This window comes from Bartonella sp. W8151, from assembly GCF_016100385.1.
Lineage (GTDB): Bacteria > Pseudomonadota > Alphaproteobacteria > Rhizobiales > Rhizobiaceae > Bartonella > Bartonella apis.
Map to the genome: position 1 here is coordinate 173,212 of NZ_JACFSO010000003.1, position 18,143 is coordinate 191,354.

Here is an 18,143-nt window from a genome sequence, read left to right on the forward strand (position 1 = left end):
TTAATGACCGATTTTACTGGAGAGAAGAAAAGTTATCCGCACGCCCGGGCTCTTTGCCATTTTTAGGCACCCAATGGTCTTCCGCTTTTTCGGGCTTTGGTGTTTCTGTGTCTCCCAACAACCCGTTGTTTTGCCCTGCCATATCATAAAATCCTATAGGCGCAACGCGATCAACATCTCGCGGCAAGATAGAAATGACAGGACCGTTCGGATCAACCTTGACCTTGTCAGAGGCATCGTTGCTATTCAAATTAATGATATTTTCCAACGGTTTTTCAAGATAGAAGGCGAGCTTCTTTTTGCCGGCACTGGTAAAGTTAATACCGTCATTGGCCCGAAGCCGCACAGTTTGCCCATTTACGTCATAACCGGAAAGTGCAAACTTTCCCTGATCATCGACAAATCCTTCCCAGACATCAACAAAATGGCCGCCGGCAGCTTCCATTTGTTGTTTGTAAAGCCTGTTGAGTAAAGAAATGGTCTGACTGAGTTGCGGGTCTTTGAACGAAGGGTTGCCCAGCCACAAAAACGGTTTTCCTGTTTGTTTGAGCGCTGAAGAGAGTGCAACAATTCGTTGGCGATAATTGTCACTCCATTCTTTGTCTCCGGCATTGATCGTCTTGTCACCGGATTTTATCGTTTGATTATCATTGGCGCCCAGTGTCATAACAATAATGTCGGGTTTGTCCTTGGCAACGAGCTTGGCGATATTATCGAGCCAATTATAATGATTGTCATTCACTAAACCTGAAGACAAGTTTGTCGAGGTTAGTATAACGATATTCGGGTTTTCTGCGTAAAGCTGGTTCAATCCGTCGGCAACGGCATTTCCTACAAAGTCACCCAATACGAGAACGCGTTTTGCATTCGGCGCTTTCTGATTGGTTTTCTGAGGCACTGGCGACTTGACAACGCGTTTTTTCTTCACCGGTGGCGGGGGCGGGGGATAGGCCGGTTGCGCCTGTTGTTTGCGTCCGAAAATAATGTCGAAAAGATTACGCGCGTCGGCACTCTGAGGCGCAAATGCCAACATACCAATTGGCAAAAGCAGTACGACGAACCGTAGTATTTTTTTCATCAATAGTTTTCCGGATTTAACGACTACGCAGAATTGTCAATAATTCACGGCTCGGGTTACCATCAGTTGGCAAACCGTTACGGCTTTGAAAAGCCTGAATAGCTTTCTTGGTTATTTCTCCATTTTTGCCGTCGATGTTGCCATGGTAATAACCCATTTTCGTCAATCTCGTTTGCAATTCCTGCCGTTCCTGAATGCTGAGCGGCGAAAATGGACGGTTCCAATCTTTGACCAGTCCCGGACGACCTGCAATACGGTCGGACAGAAGACCTACAGCCAATGCGTAACGATCGGCACTGTTATAACGTTTGATAACGAAGAAATTCTTTGTGACCAGAAATATTGGCCCCTTGCGCCCATCAGGAAGTTTCAAGGTTGCTTTATCCGAAGGATTTGCAAACGGTTTGCCATCGGCACGTTTGACCCCCATTTTTGCCCATTCGGAAAGTGTAAGCGAACCGGGCGGGAATTTGCCGTTTTCAGGTAGAATGACTTCATAGCCCCAGCCGCGGCCTTCCTGCCATCCATTTTTCTTCAAAAGGTTGGCTGCAGTTGCCAGAGCATCAGGTACCGATGTCCAAATATCGCGTTTGCCGTCACCATCCATATCCACAGCATAGATAAGGTAACTTGTTGGAATGAATTGCGTATGCCCCAATGCACCGGCCCAGGAACCCTGCAAGTGAGCCCTGTCAATATCGCCGGATTGTAGAATTTTTAATGCGGCGATCAACTGTGTTTGTGCATATTTTGCTCTTCGTTTATCTCCAAACCCGAGAGTAGCGAGCGAACGAATGGCATCGCGCATCGCCGTATCGCGATCCATAGCCTCTCCGAAATCGGATTCAATCGACCATATTGCCAAAAGAATATTACGATCGACGCCAAAACGTTTTTCGATTGCGCTTAGCCATTTTGCCCATTTTTTGCCATGCGCGCGGCCGAGTGCAATCGCATTATCCTGCACACGGTTGTCAAAATAATTCCAGGTGGGATCGGTAAACTCCGGCTGATATGCAGCTTTTTTCAAAACCTCGGGATCGGGAGAATCAACTCCTTTGAAGGCCAGATTGAAAGTTGCCGGTGTAATACCGGCATTCAATGCAGTCTTTTTGAAATCGGCGATCCAGCGGCGGAAGGCAATGTCGGAATTCAGTGCCAAAGCAGGCATAGAATAAACCAGACTGAAGAAACAGACCCCGCCGAAAACTGCCGAGCGTCTGGTTATCGGTTTTCCGGATTTTCCTTCGATATTATTGCCGTTCATGGTCTTATGTGCTCCGCGCATCTAAAACGTCAGCTTTCTGCAAAAAACGCATTCTTCCATCATAATAATCCGATTTTGATAATTTGATGAATGCTTTATGGTACTTTTTTATGAAAAAAATAAAATAGGAAAAATGGCGTTTTCACAGCCTCATTGATAATTTATTTAGCCTTTGGCTTTTATAAAGTCATCACTTAAGATTGCATCTTGCGAAAAAAGATGATGACAAGAGCCATGAATTTATCATCTTTAACGTTATAGAATGCGACCAAGTCAAATATGAATTCGATTATATCGGGAGAGCAGTTTGAAAAAAATTCGTAAAGCGGTCTTCCCCGTGGCGGGGCTTGGAACACGTTTTTTACCAGCAACAAAGTCGGTTCCGAAGGAAATGCTCACTGTCGTCGACAAGCCGGTCATCCAATATGTGGTGGATGAAGCAAGGGAAGCCGGCATTGAGCACCTTATTTTCGTCACCGGTCGTAACAAAGCGGTTATCGAAGATTATTTCGATGCACAAGTGGAGCTTTACACAACTCTTGCCGAACGTGGCAAGAAAGAGGAACTGGCTCATCTGAAGGATATCCAGCCACAGCCCGGTACAACCTCGTTCACACGCCAGCAACAACCTTTGGGACTAGGGCATGCAGTTTGGTGTGCAAGAGAACTCGTCGGCGATGAACCATTTGCGCTTTTGTTGCCGGATATGGTCATGCAGGCTGAAAAAGGATGTCTGTCGGAAATGGTGCGTCTCTATGAGGCTACCGGTGGCAATATCATTGCTGTTCAGGAATGTGATCCGGAAGAAGCCCATAAATATGGTATCGTCGGCAAAGGCAAAAATGTTGCCCATGGGTTTGAAATAACCCAAATGGTGGAAAAACCGGCAAAGGGCACCGCTCCTTCCAACCTTTATATCAATGGTCGTTATATTTTGCAGCCGGAAATCTTCGACATTCTGGCACGGCAAGAAAAAGGTGCCGGAAACGAAATCCAGTTGACGGATGGCATGCGCACACTCGCGGAACGTCAGAGCTTTTATGGATACCGCTTTGAAGGGGCAACATATGATTGCGGTTCCAAGACCGGATTTATCGAGGCGAATGTCGCCTTTGCACTTTCGCGTTCTGATATGCGGGAAAAGGTTTTTACACCTTTGACAGCACTTCTTGCGAAAGTAAAAAATTAAAACTCCAGTAGACGTCTGACCCGATTTGCTTTATCAAATCGGGTCATGATGACCCATAAAGACGTTCATTTTTCCGCTAATGACGCAGTTTTATCTGCAAATCACACAATTTCTGTCGAAATGGCCGGACTTGAGGCTATCAAAAAGGCGCTCAACGATGGTCTTGCCAAGCCGTTTGCGGAGGCTGTTCATAAAATTCTTCAATCCAAAGGACGTGTTATCGTAACGGGCCTCGGAAAAAGTGGGCATATTGGTACAAAAATCGCGGCAACTCTTGCTTCGACCGGAACGCCGGCATTTTTTGTCCACGCAGCGGAAGCAAACCACGGTGATTTGGGAATGATCGAAGTGGGGGATGTTATTCTTGCCATTTCCTGGTCGGGTGAAACGGTCGAGCTTGGTGGAATATTGAACCATGCTGCCCGTTTTCGTATTCCTCTCATTGCTTTGACATCAGGTGCACAATCGGCTTTGGGGCAAGCCGCCGATATATTGTTGCTTTTGCCGAAAGTTGAAGAAGCCTGCCCGCATGGACTTGCTCCCACAACATCGACCACGATGCAGCTTGCAATGGGGGATGCATTGGCCGTCGCACTTCTTGAAATGCGCGGATTTACAGCAAGTGACTTCAAAATTTTTCATCCAGGCGGTTCACTCGGAGCAAATCTCAAATTCATTCGTGACATCATGCACCGCGGCGACCGTATCCCGATTGTCAAAAGCGGCACGCCGATGAAAGATGCCATGCAAGTGCTCACCGAAAAACATTTCGGCTGCGTCGCAGTTGTTGATAAGGATGGTTATCTTGAGGGTATCGTCACAGATGGCGACCTCGCCCGCAACATCAATCGTGATCTTTCGAAACTGACAGTCAACGATGTTATGACAAAAGACCCCAAAACAGTCACTCCCGATATGATGGTCGGCGCTGCCACGGCTTTAATTAATGATCATAAAATCGGTGCATTGCTTGTTGTCGAAAATAAAAAACCGGTTGGCCTAGTCCATTTTCATGATCTCTTAAGAATTGGTGCGATTTAAAAAATATTACTGGATTTTTTAAAGTTAATTCGTCGGCTAAATGTTTAGTTAATTCACTGTTATACGATGAAAAACTTTTATTTTTATTTGTAAATTTATTTTAATAAAAAATGTTTTTGTTGATGCATGATTTTTAATTAGCCTAATTGAAAACATTTATTTTGGAAAATTGCATAATTTGCAGTTTGAGATTATCCTTCATTATCCATGTTATTGCTTAACATGGATATAGACGTTTGAAATACGTGGAGGATTTTTATGACACCAGAACTTAATTTTATTGACGGGAAACTCGTTGATTGCAAAGGCTGCAAGACGATTCCTGTTACCAATCCTTCTACCGATGAAGTCATTGGTGAAATCTATGATACACCGAAGGGGGAAGTTGACAGGGCTGTTGCAGCGGCTAAAAAAGCACAACCGGCATGGGAGAAATTACCGGCGATAGAACGTGCAAAATTTTTAAAGCAGATTGCCCAGAAAGTGCGCGAACATGCGGACGAGGTCGCAAATATTCTGGTCAGGGAACAAGGCAAAACTCAGGCACTTGCCAAGGTAGAAGCGAATTTTACCGCCGACTATATGGATTATATGGCCGGTTGGGCTCGTCGCATTGAAGGGGAAATTATCCCTTCCGATCGCCCCGGTGAAACGATTTTGTTGATGAGACAGGCGATCGGTGTTGTTGGCGGTATTCTGCCGTGGAATTTTCCTTTCTTCCTGATTGCCCGGAAAATGGCACCGGCACTTCTTGTCGGCAATACGATTGTCATCAAGCCAAGCGTCGAAACTCCGCTTAATGCTTCAATTTTCGCCAAGATCGTTGCCAATACGGATTTGCCGAAGGGTGTATTCAATATGGTTTTCGGGCGTGGCTCGACCACAGGCCAGAATATTTGTGAAAATCCGGATGTCGGACTGCTAAGCTTTACCGGTTCTGTCGATACCGGCGTTCGTATTATGGCTGCTGCAGCAAAGAATATCACCAAAGTCAATCTGGAACTTGGCGGTAAAGCACCGGCAATTGTTGCCAAAGATGCCGATCTTGATCTTGCAGTGCGGGCAATTCTTGCTTCACGCGTTATCAATACCGGTCAGGTTTGTAATTGTGCAGAGCGGGTTTATGTGGATAAATCCATCGAGGCAGACTTTCTTGAACGAATGAGCAAGGCCATGAAGGCTGTCCGTTATGGAGATCCGGAAAAAATGGCCAATGCCGATATGGGTCCGTTGATTAATAAGTCGGCTTTGTCTTCGGTTTCCGGTTTTGTCGAGCGGGCGCTTAAAGAAGGTGCCGAATGTCTTGTTGGCGGTCAGCCCGCCGATATGAAACATGGTAATTTCTATCAGCCGACATTGCTTGCCCATTGCAAACAGAAAATGGAAATTGTCCAGAACGAAGTGTTCGGACCGGTTCTTCCCGTTATTCCATTTAATACAATGGACGAAGCGATAGAAATGGCCAATGACACGATCTATGGCCTGACATCATCCATTTACACCAGAGACCTTTCGACGGCTATGCGCGCCTCGAACGAATTGCGGTTTGGAGAAACCTACATCAACCGTGAGAATTTCGAGGCTATGCAGGGTTTCCACGCCGGTGTTAAAAAATCGGGTATTGGTGGCGCTGATGGAAAACATGGAATTCTCGAATACACCCATACCCATGTTGTCTATATCCAGAATTGATTTGCAATTTAGAGCATAATAGCTGAGCTTTTCAGAGAGCACCCGACCAAGGTGCTTTCTGGATAATTTGAAATAGATAAAATATATTTTTGATATATTTTATGGTAATTTCTTACGTTTTAAATTTTGATTATCTTTTAATAGTATAAATAAATATTACAAAAAACGCTATTTCACTTTTTATTTGTTTCCGGTATAGTCAACTATACTGAAAGTTTCTAGGATAAAAGCTGAAAGGTGGTGCATTATGGCAAAAATGAAAGCTGCAATATTTGTAGAAAAAAACCGGATTGTTCTGGAAGATAAACCCGTTCCCGATATTGGTCCGTTGGATGCTTTGATCCGTATTACAACAACGACGATTTGTGGAACCGATATCCACATTTTGAAAGGCGAATATCCGGTCGAAAAAGGCCTGACGATTGGTCATGAACCGGTCGGAATTATTGAAAAGCTTGGTTCGGAAGTCAAAGGTTTTCGTGAGGGACAACGTGTTATTGCCGGTGCCATTACGCCAAGCGGTGTTTCGAATGCATGTATGTGTGGTTGTGGTTCGCAAGATGGCCCGCATACGAAACATGGTTTCGAGGCTATGGGCGGCTGGAAATTCGGCAATACGATTGACGGTGCGCAAGCCGAATTTTTACGTGTCAATGATGCGGCAGCAAATTTGTGCGCCATTCCCGACAATCTTACCGATGAACAGGTATTGATGTGTCCCGACATTATGTCGACCGGTTTTTCCGGTGCCGAACGTGGCGGAGTTAAAATCGGTGACATCGTTGTTGTCTGGGCATTGGGGCCGATCGGCTTGTGTGCTGTTGCCGGTGCAAAATTATGCGGTGCGACAACAATTATCGGTGTTGATACAGTTCCGGCACGTATGGAAATGGCTAAAAAGCTCGGTGCCACCCATGTTGTCGATTTCAAAGCCTGCAATGCCGTTGAAGAAATCATGCGCCTGACGGATGGGCGTGGCGTTGACGTTGCCATTGAAGCTTTGGGGACACAACCGACGTTCGAGTCTTGTCTGAATGTTCTTCGCCCCGGCGGTACATTGTCCAGTTTGGGCGTTTATTCCAATGACCTGAAAATACCACTGGCAGGTTATCGCGCAGGTCTCGGAGATATTGACATTGTGAGTGGTCTTTGCCCCGGCGGTAAAGAACGTATGCGCCGTTTAATGAATGTTGTTGAAAATGGCAGCGTTGATTTACGTTCGCTCGTTACACATACTTATAAACTGGATGACATCGAAAAGGCTTATGATCTGTTTGCCCATCAGCGCGACGGGGTCATGAAAATCGCTATCAAAACAGGAGCCTGAATAATTTCAGGATAAGTTATAAAAAAGCGGGCTGAAAAGCCCGCTTTTTCAATGCATAGAAATTATTCGCTTTCTTTTTTACGTTTTATGGCAGCACGTACGCCTGCTGCATAATCCGGATGGACTTTTTCAAAGTGTCCAAGTTGACGCTCGATGATGAAATCCGGAACGCCTTCCATTGCATCGGCAATGTTGGAGAAAAGACGGTTTTTCTGATCCTGATCGAACAGATTGAAAAGTGCTGTTACCTGACTGTAATCGTCATTGCCAGCCCGATGATCGTAACGATAAGCATCACCGGAAAGTTTTAACGGCGGTTCCTGTGCCGATTTATCTTCAACCGGGCCATTGAAGGAATTCGGTTCGTAATAAGCGTCGACATTATTGGTTGAATGGCCGCCATAAGTGTTCATTTGCCCGTCACGATGGTAGTTATGAACAGGGCAAACGGGTTTGTTTACCGGAATTTGTTCATAATGCGTGCCCAAACGATAACGGTGCGCATCCGCATAAGAGAAGATACGGGCCTGCAACATTTTATCAGGCGAATAGCCGATGCCTGGAACGATATTGGAAGGCGAGAAAGCAGCCTCTTCGATTTCTGCAAAATAATCGTCAGGATTACGGTTCAATTCCATAATACCGATATCCATTGGCGGATAATCTTTATGAGGCCAAACTTTTGTCAGATCGAAGGGGTTATAAGGTGTCTTGTCTGCGTCTGCTTCAGGCATAATCTGGACTTGGACTTTCCAACGCGGGAAGTTCCCGCTTTCAATGGCATTATAGAGTGCTTCCTGCGAGCTTTCACGCGTCTTTCCTACAAGTTCTTTAGCTTCGGCATTGGTATAGAATTTATGCCCCTGCATTGTCTTGAAATGGAACTTGACCCAGAAACGTTCACCTTTGTCGTTCCACAATGAATAGGTATGCGAACCATAACCGTTCATATGCATGGTATCGATCGGTAATCCGCGATCGGACATCAGAATAGTGACCTGATGCAGACTTTCCGGCGAAAGCGACCAGAAATCCCATTGGGCTGTGTTCGACCGCAAATTGGTTCGCGGATGTCGTTTTTGCGTATGGATAAAATCGGGAAACTTATAGGCATCACGAACAAAAAATACCGGCGTATTATTGCCAACGAGATCCCAGTTGCCTTCAGACGTGTAGAACTTCAATGCAAAACCACGAACGTCGCGTTCGGCATCAGCAGCTCCTCTTTCACCTGCAACAGTGGAAAAACGACCGAGCATAGGTGTTTCTGTGCCGGGTTTGAATACAGCAGCCTTTGTATAGCGTGTAATGTCGCCGGTGATTTTTAATACACCATGTGCGCCAACACCTTTCGCGTGAACTGTGCGTTCCGGTATACGCTCACGGTTTTGATGCGCCAATTTTTCCAATAATTGATAATCTTGCATCAATACAGGACCGCGAGGACCTGCAGTAATGGAGTTCTGATTATCTGGTACGGCAGCGCCGGCCGTTGTTGTCAATGTAATCCGCTCGCTCATTAAAGCCTCCAAGTCTGTTCAATTTCAATTGGTCACACTTGAATAACATAGAGCAAGTTTAAATTAATTCTAATTTTTAATTGTTTAAAATCATATTAGCTTAAATTATAGCTCTGCAACAAAAACCGGAAAACCGCTTCTTTCTTTATCCTCAACAAAACGTTTCGCAGACCAAGATTACGTTTTCACGCACTTTACGGATTTGACACGACGTCTGAGCAATTTGATAAAACGTGGAGTTTTAAAAAATGGATTTCCTCCTTATAGCTCGGGAAAAGCCCGGTTTTTCACCTATATGTTTTTTAATAAAGTAGATTAAAGTTTTACGTTTCGATAAACATCCCGAATTTTTTTAAAAAGAGTTGTGGCGACTGTTACGTTCGCCTTTTTTAAATTTAAATTATAATTTTATAAAATATAAATGACAGGTTGTTTTTGTTTTTTTATAAAAATACATATAGTTATTTTTAATTAGAATAATTCGTTAATATAATGTAATATAATATAATCGTATTTAATCAATATTTATTATCGAAGTCGGGGTGAAGTGAATGAAAGAACCGATATTAGCTTTGGTCGATTCCTCAATTTATTGGAAATCGGTTTGTGACCTTGCTCTTTGGGCTGCCCAACAATTCGACGCCCCGATCAGATTGCTGAATGTCCTTGAAAACATGGCGAACGACGCAGTTATACCACCGGATATAGCGAAGGATATCGATGACAGGTTCTATACCGATTTCATTGGAAAAATACGTGATCATTCAGCTTCCTATGCCCGGTTGATGCAGGAACTTGGGCAAACGTTGTTGGAAGACGCGAAAAGCTATATAGAGGAACGTGGCGGGCGTGATGTTGATACCCGATTGCGGTTTGATAGCCTTTCTGACGCGATAAGGTTTTATGGAAAAACATCACCATTGATTGTTATCGGCAAGCAAGGGCAAAAAACATTAAATGTAACAGGTGTAGCAAAGGTAGGTGAAAATTTCGAAACAATTATACGTGCTTCGCCAGTGCCGGTATTGGCTGCAACAATTGATGTGAAGCCGATAAAGAAAGCACTATTTCTCTATGATAGCGAATTCAAATGGAAGCTGATAACCAATTATTTCAATCACTTTCATCTTTTTTCCGGTAAAACTATAGTGCTTGCCTGTTCAAAATACGCTTCAAGTTCGGTATCAGAAGATATTGAAAAGCTGGTAAGAGAGCTCGAGAGTGCGAAAATACAGGTGTCCCCGTTGCTTCTTGATGATGATCGTGATGGCGAAAATATTAATAAAATTGTCGATGAAAACAATATTGATATGATTATTCTGAGTGCCTTTAACAAAGATAAAATAACGAGCCTGATATATGGTTCAATCCCGGGAAGCCTTATACAAAAGCTGAAAGTTCCGACACTTATCGTCGGAAGCGGATTGGAAAAAGATCGTTGGATAGAGCGGAATTAAGCCTTGAAGTGGAACTTTAGCGCATAGTTCATCTTCACATTTAATTTTTTAGAAATCTTTTGACTGGGATGAGTATCTCAATTTAAATAAGCAAAGAGACCGAAACATAGGGGGAAATGTTTCGGCCTCCAAGTGGTCATCTGAATTAGCATGATGACCGAAGAGAAAAGTAAACTGAAGAAAGCTCCATACAGTTACAGATTGAGCGCTCGCTAAATCTCCTCCCTGAAGCATTTCAGGTTGAAAAATAAACAGCAAGCTCTCAATCTCTGTAATGGGCAGCTAACCCTCCGGCAAGGTGCTGTCCCGTCCTTCTTCAGGACACTTGGTATCGTATTCAATTGATCAAATTAAATCCAATTGCTTTTTGTTTTTTGTTGTATAAGAAAAAGTTATCATGTTTACCGTAAGACAACTTCGTTATTTTCAGATTCTGGCCAGCACGGGCCATTTTGGTGAAGCATCCGAAAAATTGGGCATTTCGCAACCTGCACTCTCCGTACAAATTGCCGAGATGGAGAAAATAGCCGGTTCGCCGCTTTTTGAAAGGACATCGAAACGCATCATATTAACACCGCTCGGATGTAACTTTCTTCCGATTATCAACGATATTCTGGCGCGGCTTACCGTGCTTGGAGACATTGTAGCGGCGCATGAATCGCCGCTCAGCTATCCGATCAAACTTGGTATCATTCCGACCGTCGCACCTTATATATTGCCGTCTGTATTACCAAAGGTCCGCCATTTGTATCCTTCTCTTACGCTGCAAATTCAGGAAGCAAAAACCGATAGACTTGTTGAGCTGCTGCGCAATGGCCATATTGATGCGGTTGTTGCTGCAACACCGCTTGATGAAGATGAATTTGTGTCGGAATTGCTCTTCGACGACGATTTTTATTATGCGCTGCCTCGTGATGACCCGCAATCGGTTTATAAAAACGTTCGTGCAGGCGATGTTGACACCGGCAAGTTGTTGCTTTTGGAAGAAGGTCATTGCCTGAGGGACCAAAGCCTTGAGGCCTGCCAGACAAAAAGATATCGTCACGACATTACGGCATCCTCATTAACAACATTGATGCAACTTGTTGCTAATGGCATCGGCATAACAATCATTCCGCAAATTGCTGTTTCAACGGAAGCCCGTTTGGATAATATCAGCGTTGTTGCTTTTGAAGGTGAAACACCGAAACGGCATATTTGTCTTTTCTGGAGAAGGCGATCACGCCGGAGCAAAGACTTCAAGTTGTTGGCTGATCTTTTAAAATCACTGGCTGTGCCAATTCTTGATCAGGCGCGGAATTTTATAATGTGATTGATTGCAGGAAACCGTTTTGTCATTAGGGATGGTTCTGTTCGCCTTTCGTCAAGCGGGATGGAGGGAGGCGTTACGATAATAGGGCTGTGAATTGCCAAACCGGAAACAATTGTCGAAGATAAAGCGCAACCGCACTGGAATTCTGTGTGAAATATTGTTGAGCCGGTAATACAAATCGTGCCCGGTGCTTTGTTGTTTATCAATTGATATGGATTGCTATTTTTACCACGGTTTCAACAAGAAACGGCATTGCTGAAACTTCAAAGTGTAAAAGCGGAAAACTATTTTGCAGAGTGATTGCCAGTCGGTAGGTGAACCGCGAGACGCAATCCTCATCCAATTCCCGATCTGACTTTCAAGGATGGAAAGTGTGTTCACTGATAAAATTAATAATGTTTTGAGGGACGATGGTAGTACGCTTGCCATGACCGGATGATTATCGTTTTCGCGATCTATAATTTGGTGCCATAATACGCATAAAGTTGGCGACCATTTTGTTATCAAACCGGCTATCAATGACATAGAAATGCCAACAAGTTTTCCGTGGCAAAACTATTTATAAAACCCCTTGCCGGCTTTTGGGGCAGGCAAGGGGGTAAATCCGAAAACCGCAATTACAGGATTGCACTCGGATAATTCGGGCTTTCGCGAGTGATCGACACATTATGGGTGTGGCTTTCACTCAGTCCGGCATTGGTAATGCGTACGAATGTTGCTTTTTTGCGGAATTCTTCAAGGTTCGGTGCACCGAGATAGCCCATTGAAGCACGCAAACCGCCACCGAGTTGATGCAGAACCGAGGCTGCAGGCCCCTTATAGGCAACTTGTCCTTCAATGCCCTCAGGCACGAGTTTCAATTCGTCATGCACATCTGCCTGAAAATAACGATCGGCCGAACCACGTGCCATTGCACTTACCGATCCCATCCCGCGATAGGCTTTGAAAGAGCGACCTTTATAGAGATAAACTTCCCCCGGGCTTTCTTCCGTACCTGCAAGCAGCGAACCGATCATGACTGCGCGGGCACCTGCTGCCAAGGCTTTTGCAAGATCACCTGAATATTTGATACCGCCATCGGCAATAATCGGAATACCTGCTTTGTCAGCAACTTCGACAGCCCCCATGATAGCTGAAAGTTGCGGAACTCCGACACCAGCCACGATACGTGTTGTACAAATCGAACCCGGTCCAATGCCGACTTTAACGGCATCAGCTCCGCAATCGATGAGTGCCTGTGTTGCTTCAGGTGTTGCGACATTTCCGGCCATAATAGCGGTTGAACCGGCAATCTTTTTCACTTCCTTGACAGCGTCAAGAACACGCTGGGAATGACCGTGAGCAGTATCGATCACCAGAATATCAACACCGGCATCAATAAGCCGTTCTGCCCGTTCCATGCCGTCACGACCGACAGTGCTTGCCGCACCGACACGTAAACGCCCTTGGGCGTCTTTGGCAGCATTCGGATTGAGGCGCGATTTTTCGATATCTTTTACAGTTATCAATCCGACGCAACGCCCTTCATTATCGACAACCAGAAGTTTTTCTATTCTATTTTGATGGAGAAGCCTTTTAGCCTCGTCATGTTGGACATTTTCACGAACGGTAACGAGGTTTTCCCGTGTCATCAATTCATAAATTTTCTGTTTCGGATCGGAAGCAAAACGAACATCACGGTTTGTCAGGATGCCGACAAGACGTCCCGGACCTTTTTCGCCATTCTCAACAACCGGAATGCCGGAAATGCCGTGAGCTGCCATAAGCGCCTTTGCTTCTTCCAACGTGGCTTCCGGCCCGATGGTAACGGGGTTGACAACCATGCCGGATTCAAACTTCTTGACCTGACGGACTTCCTCTGCCTGCTCGGTTGGTGTCATGTTACGATGGATAACACCCATTCCGCCTGATTGTGCCATGGCAATTGCCAATCTCGACTCGGTTACTGTATCCATTGCAGCCGACAAGAGCGGCAAGTTTAAAACTATGTCGGTTGCAACAGTCGTTTTAAGATCGACTTGCCCCGGCATAACTTCAGAATGGGCAGGCTGTAAAAGCACATCGTCAAATGTCAGTGCTTCTCTACCTGTAGCTGTTTCAATGATTTTTGCCATGTCCAATATTCCTTTAAAAACGAACAACCGCTGAAACCAAGTACAGCGGTACATTCGTATTGCTTCTTATGGATTGGCGCTGGTTCGTAACACGCGGGAACAAAATTGGAAAGGGGGGTGGCAATCACATTTTGAGTTATCACACTTTAATTTGGATTGTTTTTCTTAAAAATCCGCAATTCATCCTATCCGATAACCAAAAAAGTTGAATTCATTTAATCTATTGTCGGATAACGAAAGGAATTTTTATTTGGTATTTGGAAGCATTTATTTTTCGCAAAATCCGGAACAATTATTCTATTCGATATGCTGATGTTCCGTCTTTGAAAAAATTGAACTGCGGGAGCGATTTCCCGCTTATGCCGGTTGTCGTTTGTTAAAGACCAGGGGTTCTTCAACCAAACATGGATGAGAGTAGAAGAAACGCTCCGGTTATTCGATTTCAGCTACATCCAAATTATCTATAACGCTAGAGGCGACGGGTTTCTTGTCCGGTTGTGTGGAGACGGCACGAGTTCAGACTTTCCTGATGTAATTAAGGGACAGGCAGAATATTTTGCCCTCAAATAGTGTGAAGCGCACCTCATTAAAGCGCAAGATTTCCCGAAATCCTTGGAAGATTGCCATCCGTTCGTAATGCTTTTGTTGCATTCCTTGAGTAGTCAGATTTCAAGCAAGACGAACGTGTCGGTTTTGCGCCAAATTTGATAAATCAAAGACTTTGCGCGCAGATTATTTTTTTACAATTGTGATTGGATAGGCAACCAGCTAATCAGCTTGGCAAAAGCCCTTCGCCATATGCGACTTTCCGGTTCACGTTTTGTGAGGCATGGTTTTGCGCCTTCAACAAAATCCCAGTAAATCCGGTTTCTGCTATCAAGATGAAGATGATAGCTCATTTCCTTTGTTGTTTCTGCAGCAAAAAGCTTGTTCAATCTGTCGGATATGGGGGGACATTCAAACAGAATTCCCATTTCAGTGTTAAGTGAAGCTGAACGGGGGTCAAAATTGAAAGAACCGATAAATGCTGTTTTACCGTCGATCAGGAACGCCTTGGTATGAAGACTCGCACGACCGGAACCAAACAGGCGCAAGCGATGAGGCCCACCATCTGGCTTCAGTTCGTAAAGTTTTGCTCCGCCTTTAAGAAGTGGCTTGCGATAAGGCGCATATCCACCATGGACTGCAGCAACATCGGTTGCTGCCAGAGAATTTGTAAGTATCCGGACGTCGGCACCATTTTTTACGAGCTTGCAAAGCCGTTCGGTTCCCGCTTTTCCGGGAACAAAATAGGGAGATGTAATCTGCAGCTCGGTTTTTGCGCTATCGATTAATGGTGAAAACACTGTCATCAACCAGTTTTCAGGCCTATGCCCAAGAGCTTTTTCGGGGGGATCCGACACAACATCAACCGCAACAACCGGAAAAAGCTTATGTTGCGGTTTGATGAAATGTTCGAAATTCATATGATTGCGGACATAATCAAGATAAGGTTTTGCGTTTTCCGAGTCGTGAAATTGCGTGAGTTTGTTTTTCCAATAATTGATATCACGGGCTTTTTTGGGTACTGCCAAGGCATGGATGGGCAGTGCCACAGCACTGTTCCAGAATGAATCGAAAATTGTTTCCACTTTTTTGACCGAAGGCCCGACAAGCATCAAATCAAGATCGCGAAAATTGGAGGCCTTGCCCGCTCCGAAATAGGCGTCGGCAATATTACGCCCGCCTACAAAAGCAATGCGCCCGTCAATGATAAAAGCTTTGTTGTGCATTCTGCGGGTGACTGTTAATGCACGTAACACCATTTCAAGACCGCGTCTCAAACCACCGTTTCGCGCCCGTCCGGGGTTGAACATCCGTATTTCTATGTTCGGATGTTTATCAAGCGCAACATAGGCCGGATCACGCCCCTGTGCATTAATATCGTCAAGCAACATACGGACGCGAACGCCTCTATCGGCAGCATCCATCACCTCTTTCAAAAGAAGGCGACCCGTGAGGTCATCATCCCAGATATAATACATGAGATCAAGACTGCGTCCGGCAAGTCCGGTTCCGACAGCGCGGCCGGCAAAAGCATCAAGATTACTGATGAAAAGTGACAGCCCGTCTTTTTCAACACCCAACCCGTTTTCACGTTTTGCCAAATCTTCGATTTTCTGGTCTATTTTTGTGCTTTTTCCACCTATTTTCAGCGCAAAAGAACTTTCGCCGCGCGCACTTTTTGCAAAGCGTCCGTAAGCATAGACAGCCAGCATAGAGGCTAACGCAAACACGATAACAATTGCGATGACTAAATGTAGAATGTTCAAAGAAAAGGCTCTCTTGTTCCAGAAAACGATGTAATCTAATATAATCGGCTAATGTCGTCTATTCATTTCCTGAATTGGCTATTTTAAAAAATAATTGATAGTGTCTCGATTCATTATAGGCGACAAACAGTAACAGGTAACAATAACGCTATCCTTTTTTGGGAAAACAGTTTTTTCAGCCTTCCGGTTTTAAGTTTGATGACTTTCCCGGAGGTTTTGCCAATTTTGAAAAATCTTTTTATCAACAAGTGAAAAATCGCAATGTCCTGTTCCTTTCCGGGGCCAGTCTTGAAGACTTGTCGTCCGATGTAAAAAGGCAAACCTCTATTGATCTCAAAAAATAATTTGATTTTGCTGCCTTTGATAAAATAAAGGATCCGGTGAACGGAAGATGAACGATAGAAATAAATGGCGAAGCGGGTTTCACCCTAGGATGGCCATTGTTTTCTGTCTTTTCAACGTTGCAATAGAAGTATCGTCACGACAAAATTGATTGGGCGTTCAAATGGTTGAACAAACTGAAGAATTGTCGCCTCATTGGCGGCGAAATCTCATCATATCGGCTTTCGGTGCCTTTACGACGATTGTCGGGATGACTGTTCTTTTGCCTTTTTTGCCGCTTTTTGTTGAAGAAATCGGAGTGAGTGATCCGAAAGCCATTTCGGAATGGTCAGGAATTGCATATGCAGCGACGTTTTTTTCTGCAACTCTTGTCGCGCCTTTGTGGGGCCGTTTGGGCGACCGTTACGGGCGTAAGCTTATGTTGGTTCGTGCAAGTTTCGGCATGGCAATTTCGATCGGATTGATGGGCTTTGTTACCAGCGTTTCACAATTGGTTTTATTGCGTTTATTGACGGGGCTCGCCGGAGGTTATGCGTCGGGAGCGACTATTCTAGCAGCCACGCAAACGCCGAAAGATAAAACCGGATGGGCACTGGGCGTTATTTCGTCCGGTGTTATGGCTGGCAATTTTATTGGTCCTTTGATTGGCGGTATTTTACCGGATTACATCGGCATAAGAACGTGTTTTGTCGCTATCGGTATTCTGATTTTTATAACTTTTATCATTACAACATTTGCGATCAGTGAAAATCATAAGGTTTTTGTTGAACGGCGTCGCAAAAAAAACAAGGGCATGCTCACGCGAAGTCTCTTTAACCACAATGTTAGCGCAATGTTGCTAACCGGAGCGCTTCTAACCTTTGCCAATCTGTCAATCGAGCCGATTATAACAATTTTTGTAAATACTCTGTCCAAAGGGGGAGCGAGTGTAACTTTCTGGGCAGGTCTTGTTATGTCAATGACAGCATTAGGAAGTGCGCTATCGGCAACCCAACTCGGCCGGCTCGCTGATCGCGTCGGGCATTGGAAAGTGTTAGTCTGGGCAATGATTGCAGCTATTATTCTCGTCGTGCCGCAAGCATTTGTGACATCCGCATGGATGTTGGTTGTATTGCGCTTTCTGCTCGGTCTGGCACTTGGTGGACTGATTCCCTGTGTAACTGCTATTTTGCGTCATATCGTACCGGATGATGCTGTGGGAACTGTCTTGGGGCTTTCTGTTTCGTCGCAATATGTTGGGCAGGTTCTGGGGCCTGTTTGCGGCGGTTTTATTGGTGGGTGGTTCGGCGTTCGTCCGGTCTTTTTTGTAACTGCCTTGGTTATTTTCGTCGCCGTTGTCATAAACTTGAAACTTTATCGACATCACGAAAAGGCGTGAGGCCACACAAATATCGACAATATATCTATTGTCATAGCTTGAAACGTGCCAAGAAAATCGGAGGTGGTGAATTCAAATGCCAATACTGATAGAAAAAGGCGGTCAGAGACCGCC

At 44.8% G+C, this 18,143-nt stretch carries 12 protein-coding genes; 7 read left to right on the plus strand and 5 right to left on the minus strand.

The window, feature by feature from the left end; translation table 11 throughout:
• Positions 1 to 13 precede the first annotated feature (13 nt).
• Positions 14 to 1,078 (minus strand): SGNH family hydrolase, encoded by a 1,065-nt coding sequence (locus tag H3V14_RS06210; RefSeq protein ID WP_198227356.1) that lies wholly within the window; start codon positions 1,076 to 1,078, stop codon positions 14 to 16.
• A 16-nt stretch (positions 1,079 to 1,094) separates the two neighbouring features.
• Entirely contained in the window at positions 1,095 to 2,249 is a 1,155-nt protein-coding gene (locus tag H3V14_RS06215) for a lytic murein transglycosylase (RefSeq protein WP_371809455.1), read from the minus strand.
• A 403-nt stretch (positions 2,250 to 2,652) separates the two neighbouring features.
• Here H3V14_RS06215 and galU point away from each other — a divergent pair, with 403 nt between their 5' ends.
• From galU to H3V14_RS06235, 4 genes are all read left to right on the plus strand, one after another.
• Complete coding sequence (galU, locus tag H3V14_RS06220) at positions 2,653 to 3,534, plus strand: UTP--glucose-1-phosphate uridylyltransferase GalU (RefSeq protein ID WP_198227360.1); 882 nt, start codon at positions 2,653 to 2,655, stop codon at positions 3,532 to 3,534.
• Between the two features lie 48 nt (positions 3,535 to 3,582).
• The gene (locus H3V14_RS06225) at positions 3,583 to 4,575 is read left to right on the plus strand and encodes an SIS domain-containing protein (RefSeq protein ID WP_198227832.1); all 993 of its coding nucleotides are present in this window, start codon (positions 3,583 to 3,585) and stop codon (positions 4,573 to 4,575) included.
• 258 nt (positions 4,576 to 4,833) lie between these two features.
• Positions 4,834 to 6,267, plus strand: a complete 1,434-nt coding sequence (gene aldA, locus H3V14_RS06230; RefSeq protein WP_198213457.1) for an aldehyde dehydrogenase — start codon at positions 4,834 to 4,836, stop codon at positions 6,265 to 6,267.
• Positions 6,268 to 6,514: 247 nt separating this feature from the next.
• The gene (locus H3V14_RS06235; protein ID WP_198227362.1) at positions 6,515 to 7,594 is read left to right on the plus strand and encodes an NAD(P)-dependent alcohol dehydrogenase; all 1,080 of its coding nucleotides are present in this window, start codon (positions 6,515 to 6,517) and stop codon (positions 7,592 to 7,594) included.
• A 62-nt stretch (positions 7,595 to 7,656) separates the two neighbouring features.
• Here H3V14_RS06235 and H3V14_RS06240 read toward each other — a convergent pair whose 3' ends face one another.
• Positions 7,657 to 9,114, minus strand: a complete 1,458-nt coding sequence (locus H3V14_RS06240) for a catalase (protein ID WP_198227364.1) — start codon at positions 9,112 to 9,114, stop codon at positions 7,657 to 7,659.
• Between the two features lie 551 nt (positions 9,115 to 9,665).
• On the opposite strand from H3V14_RS06240, the gene H3V14_RS06245 reads away from it, so the two are divergent.
• The gene (locus tag H3V14_RS06245) at positions 9,666 to 10,571 is read left to right on the plus strand and encodes a universal stress protein (RefSeq protein WP_198227366.1); all 906 of its coding nucleotides are present in this window, start codon (positions 9,666 to 9,668) and stop codon (positions 10,569 to 10,571) included.
• 397 nt (positions 10,572 to 10,968) lie between these two features.
• Positions 10,969 to 11,883, plus strand: coding sequence for a hydrogen peroxide-inducible genes activator (locus tag H3V14_RS06250; RefSeq protein ID WP_075916123.1), 915 nt, complete (start codon positions 10,969 to 10,971; stop codon positions 11,881 to 11,883).
• 617 nt (positions 11,884 to 12,500) lie between these two features.
• Here H3V14_RS06250 and guaB read toward each other — a convergent pair.
• Together guaB and H3V14_RS06260 are read right to left on the minus strand one after the other, a co-directional pair.
• On the minus strand, positions 12,501 to 13,997 hold the full coding sequence (guaB, locus tag H3V14_RS06255) for an IMP dehydrogenase (protein ID WP_198213449.1): 1,497 nt from the start codon (positions 13,995 to 13,997) through the stop codon (positions 12,501 to 12,503).
• Positions 13,998 to 14,737: 740 nt separating this feature from the next.
• The gene (locus tag H3V14_RS06260) at positions 14,738 to 16,309 is read right to left on the minus strand and encodes a phospholipase D family protein (protein WP_198213447.1); all 1,572 of its coding nucleotides are present in this window, start codon (positions 16,307 to 16,309) and stop codon (positions 14,738 to 14,740) included.
• A gap of 505 nt (positions 16,310 to 16,814) precedes the next feature.
• On the opposite strand from H3V14_RS06260, the gene H3V14_RS06265 reads away from it, so the two are divergent.
• On the plus strand, positions 16,815 to 18,029 hold the full coding sequence (locus H3V14_RS06265) for an MFS transporter (protein WP_198227368.1): 1,215 nt from the start codon (positions 16,815 to 16,817) through the stop codon (positions 18,027 to 18,029).
• The last annotated feature ends 114 nt before the right edge of the window (positions 18,030 to 18,143 follow it).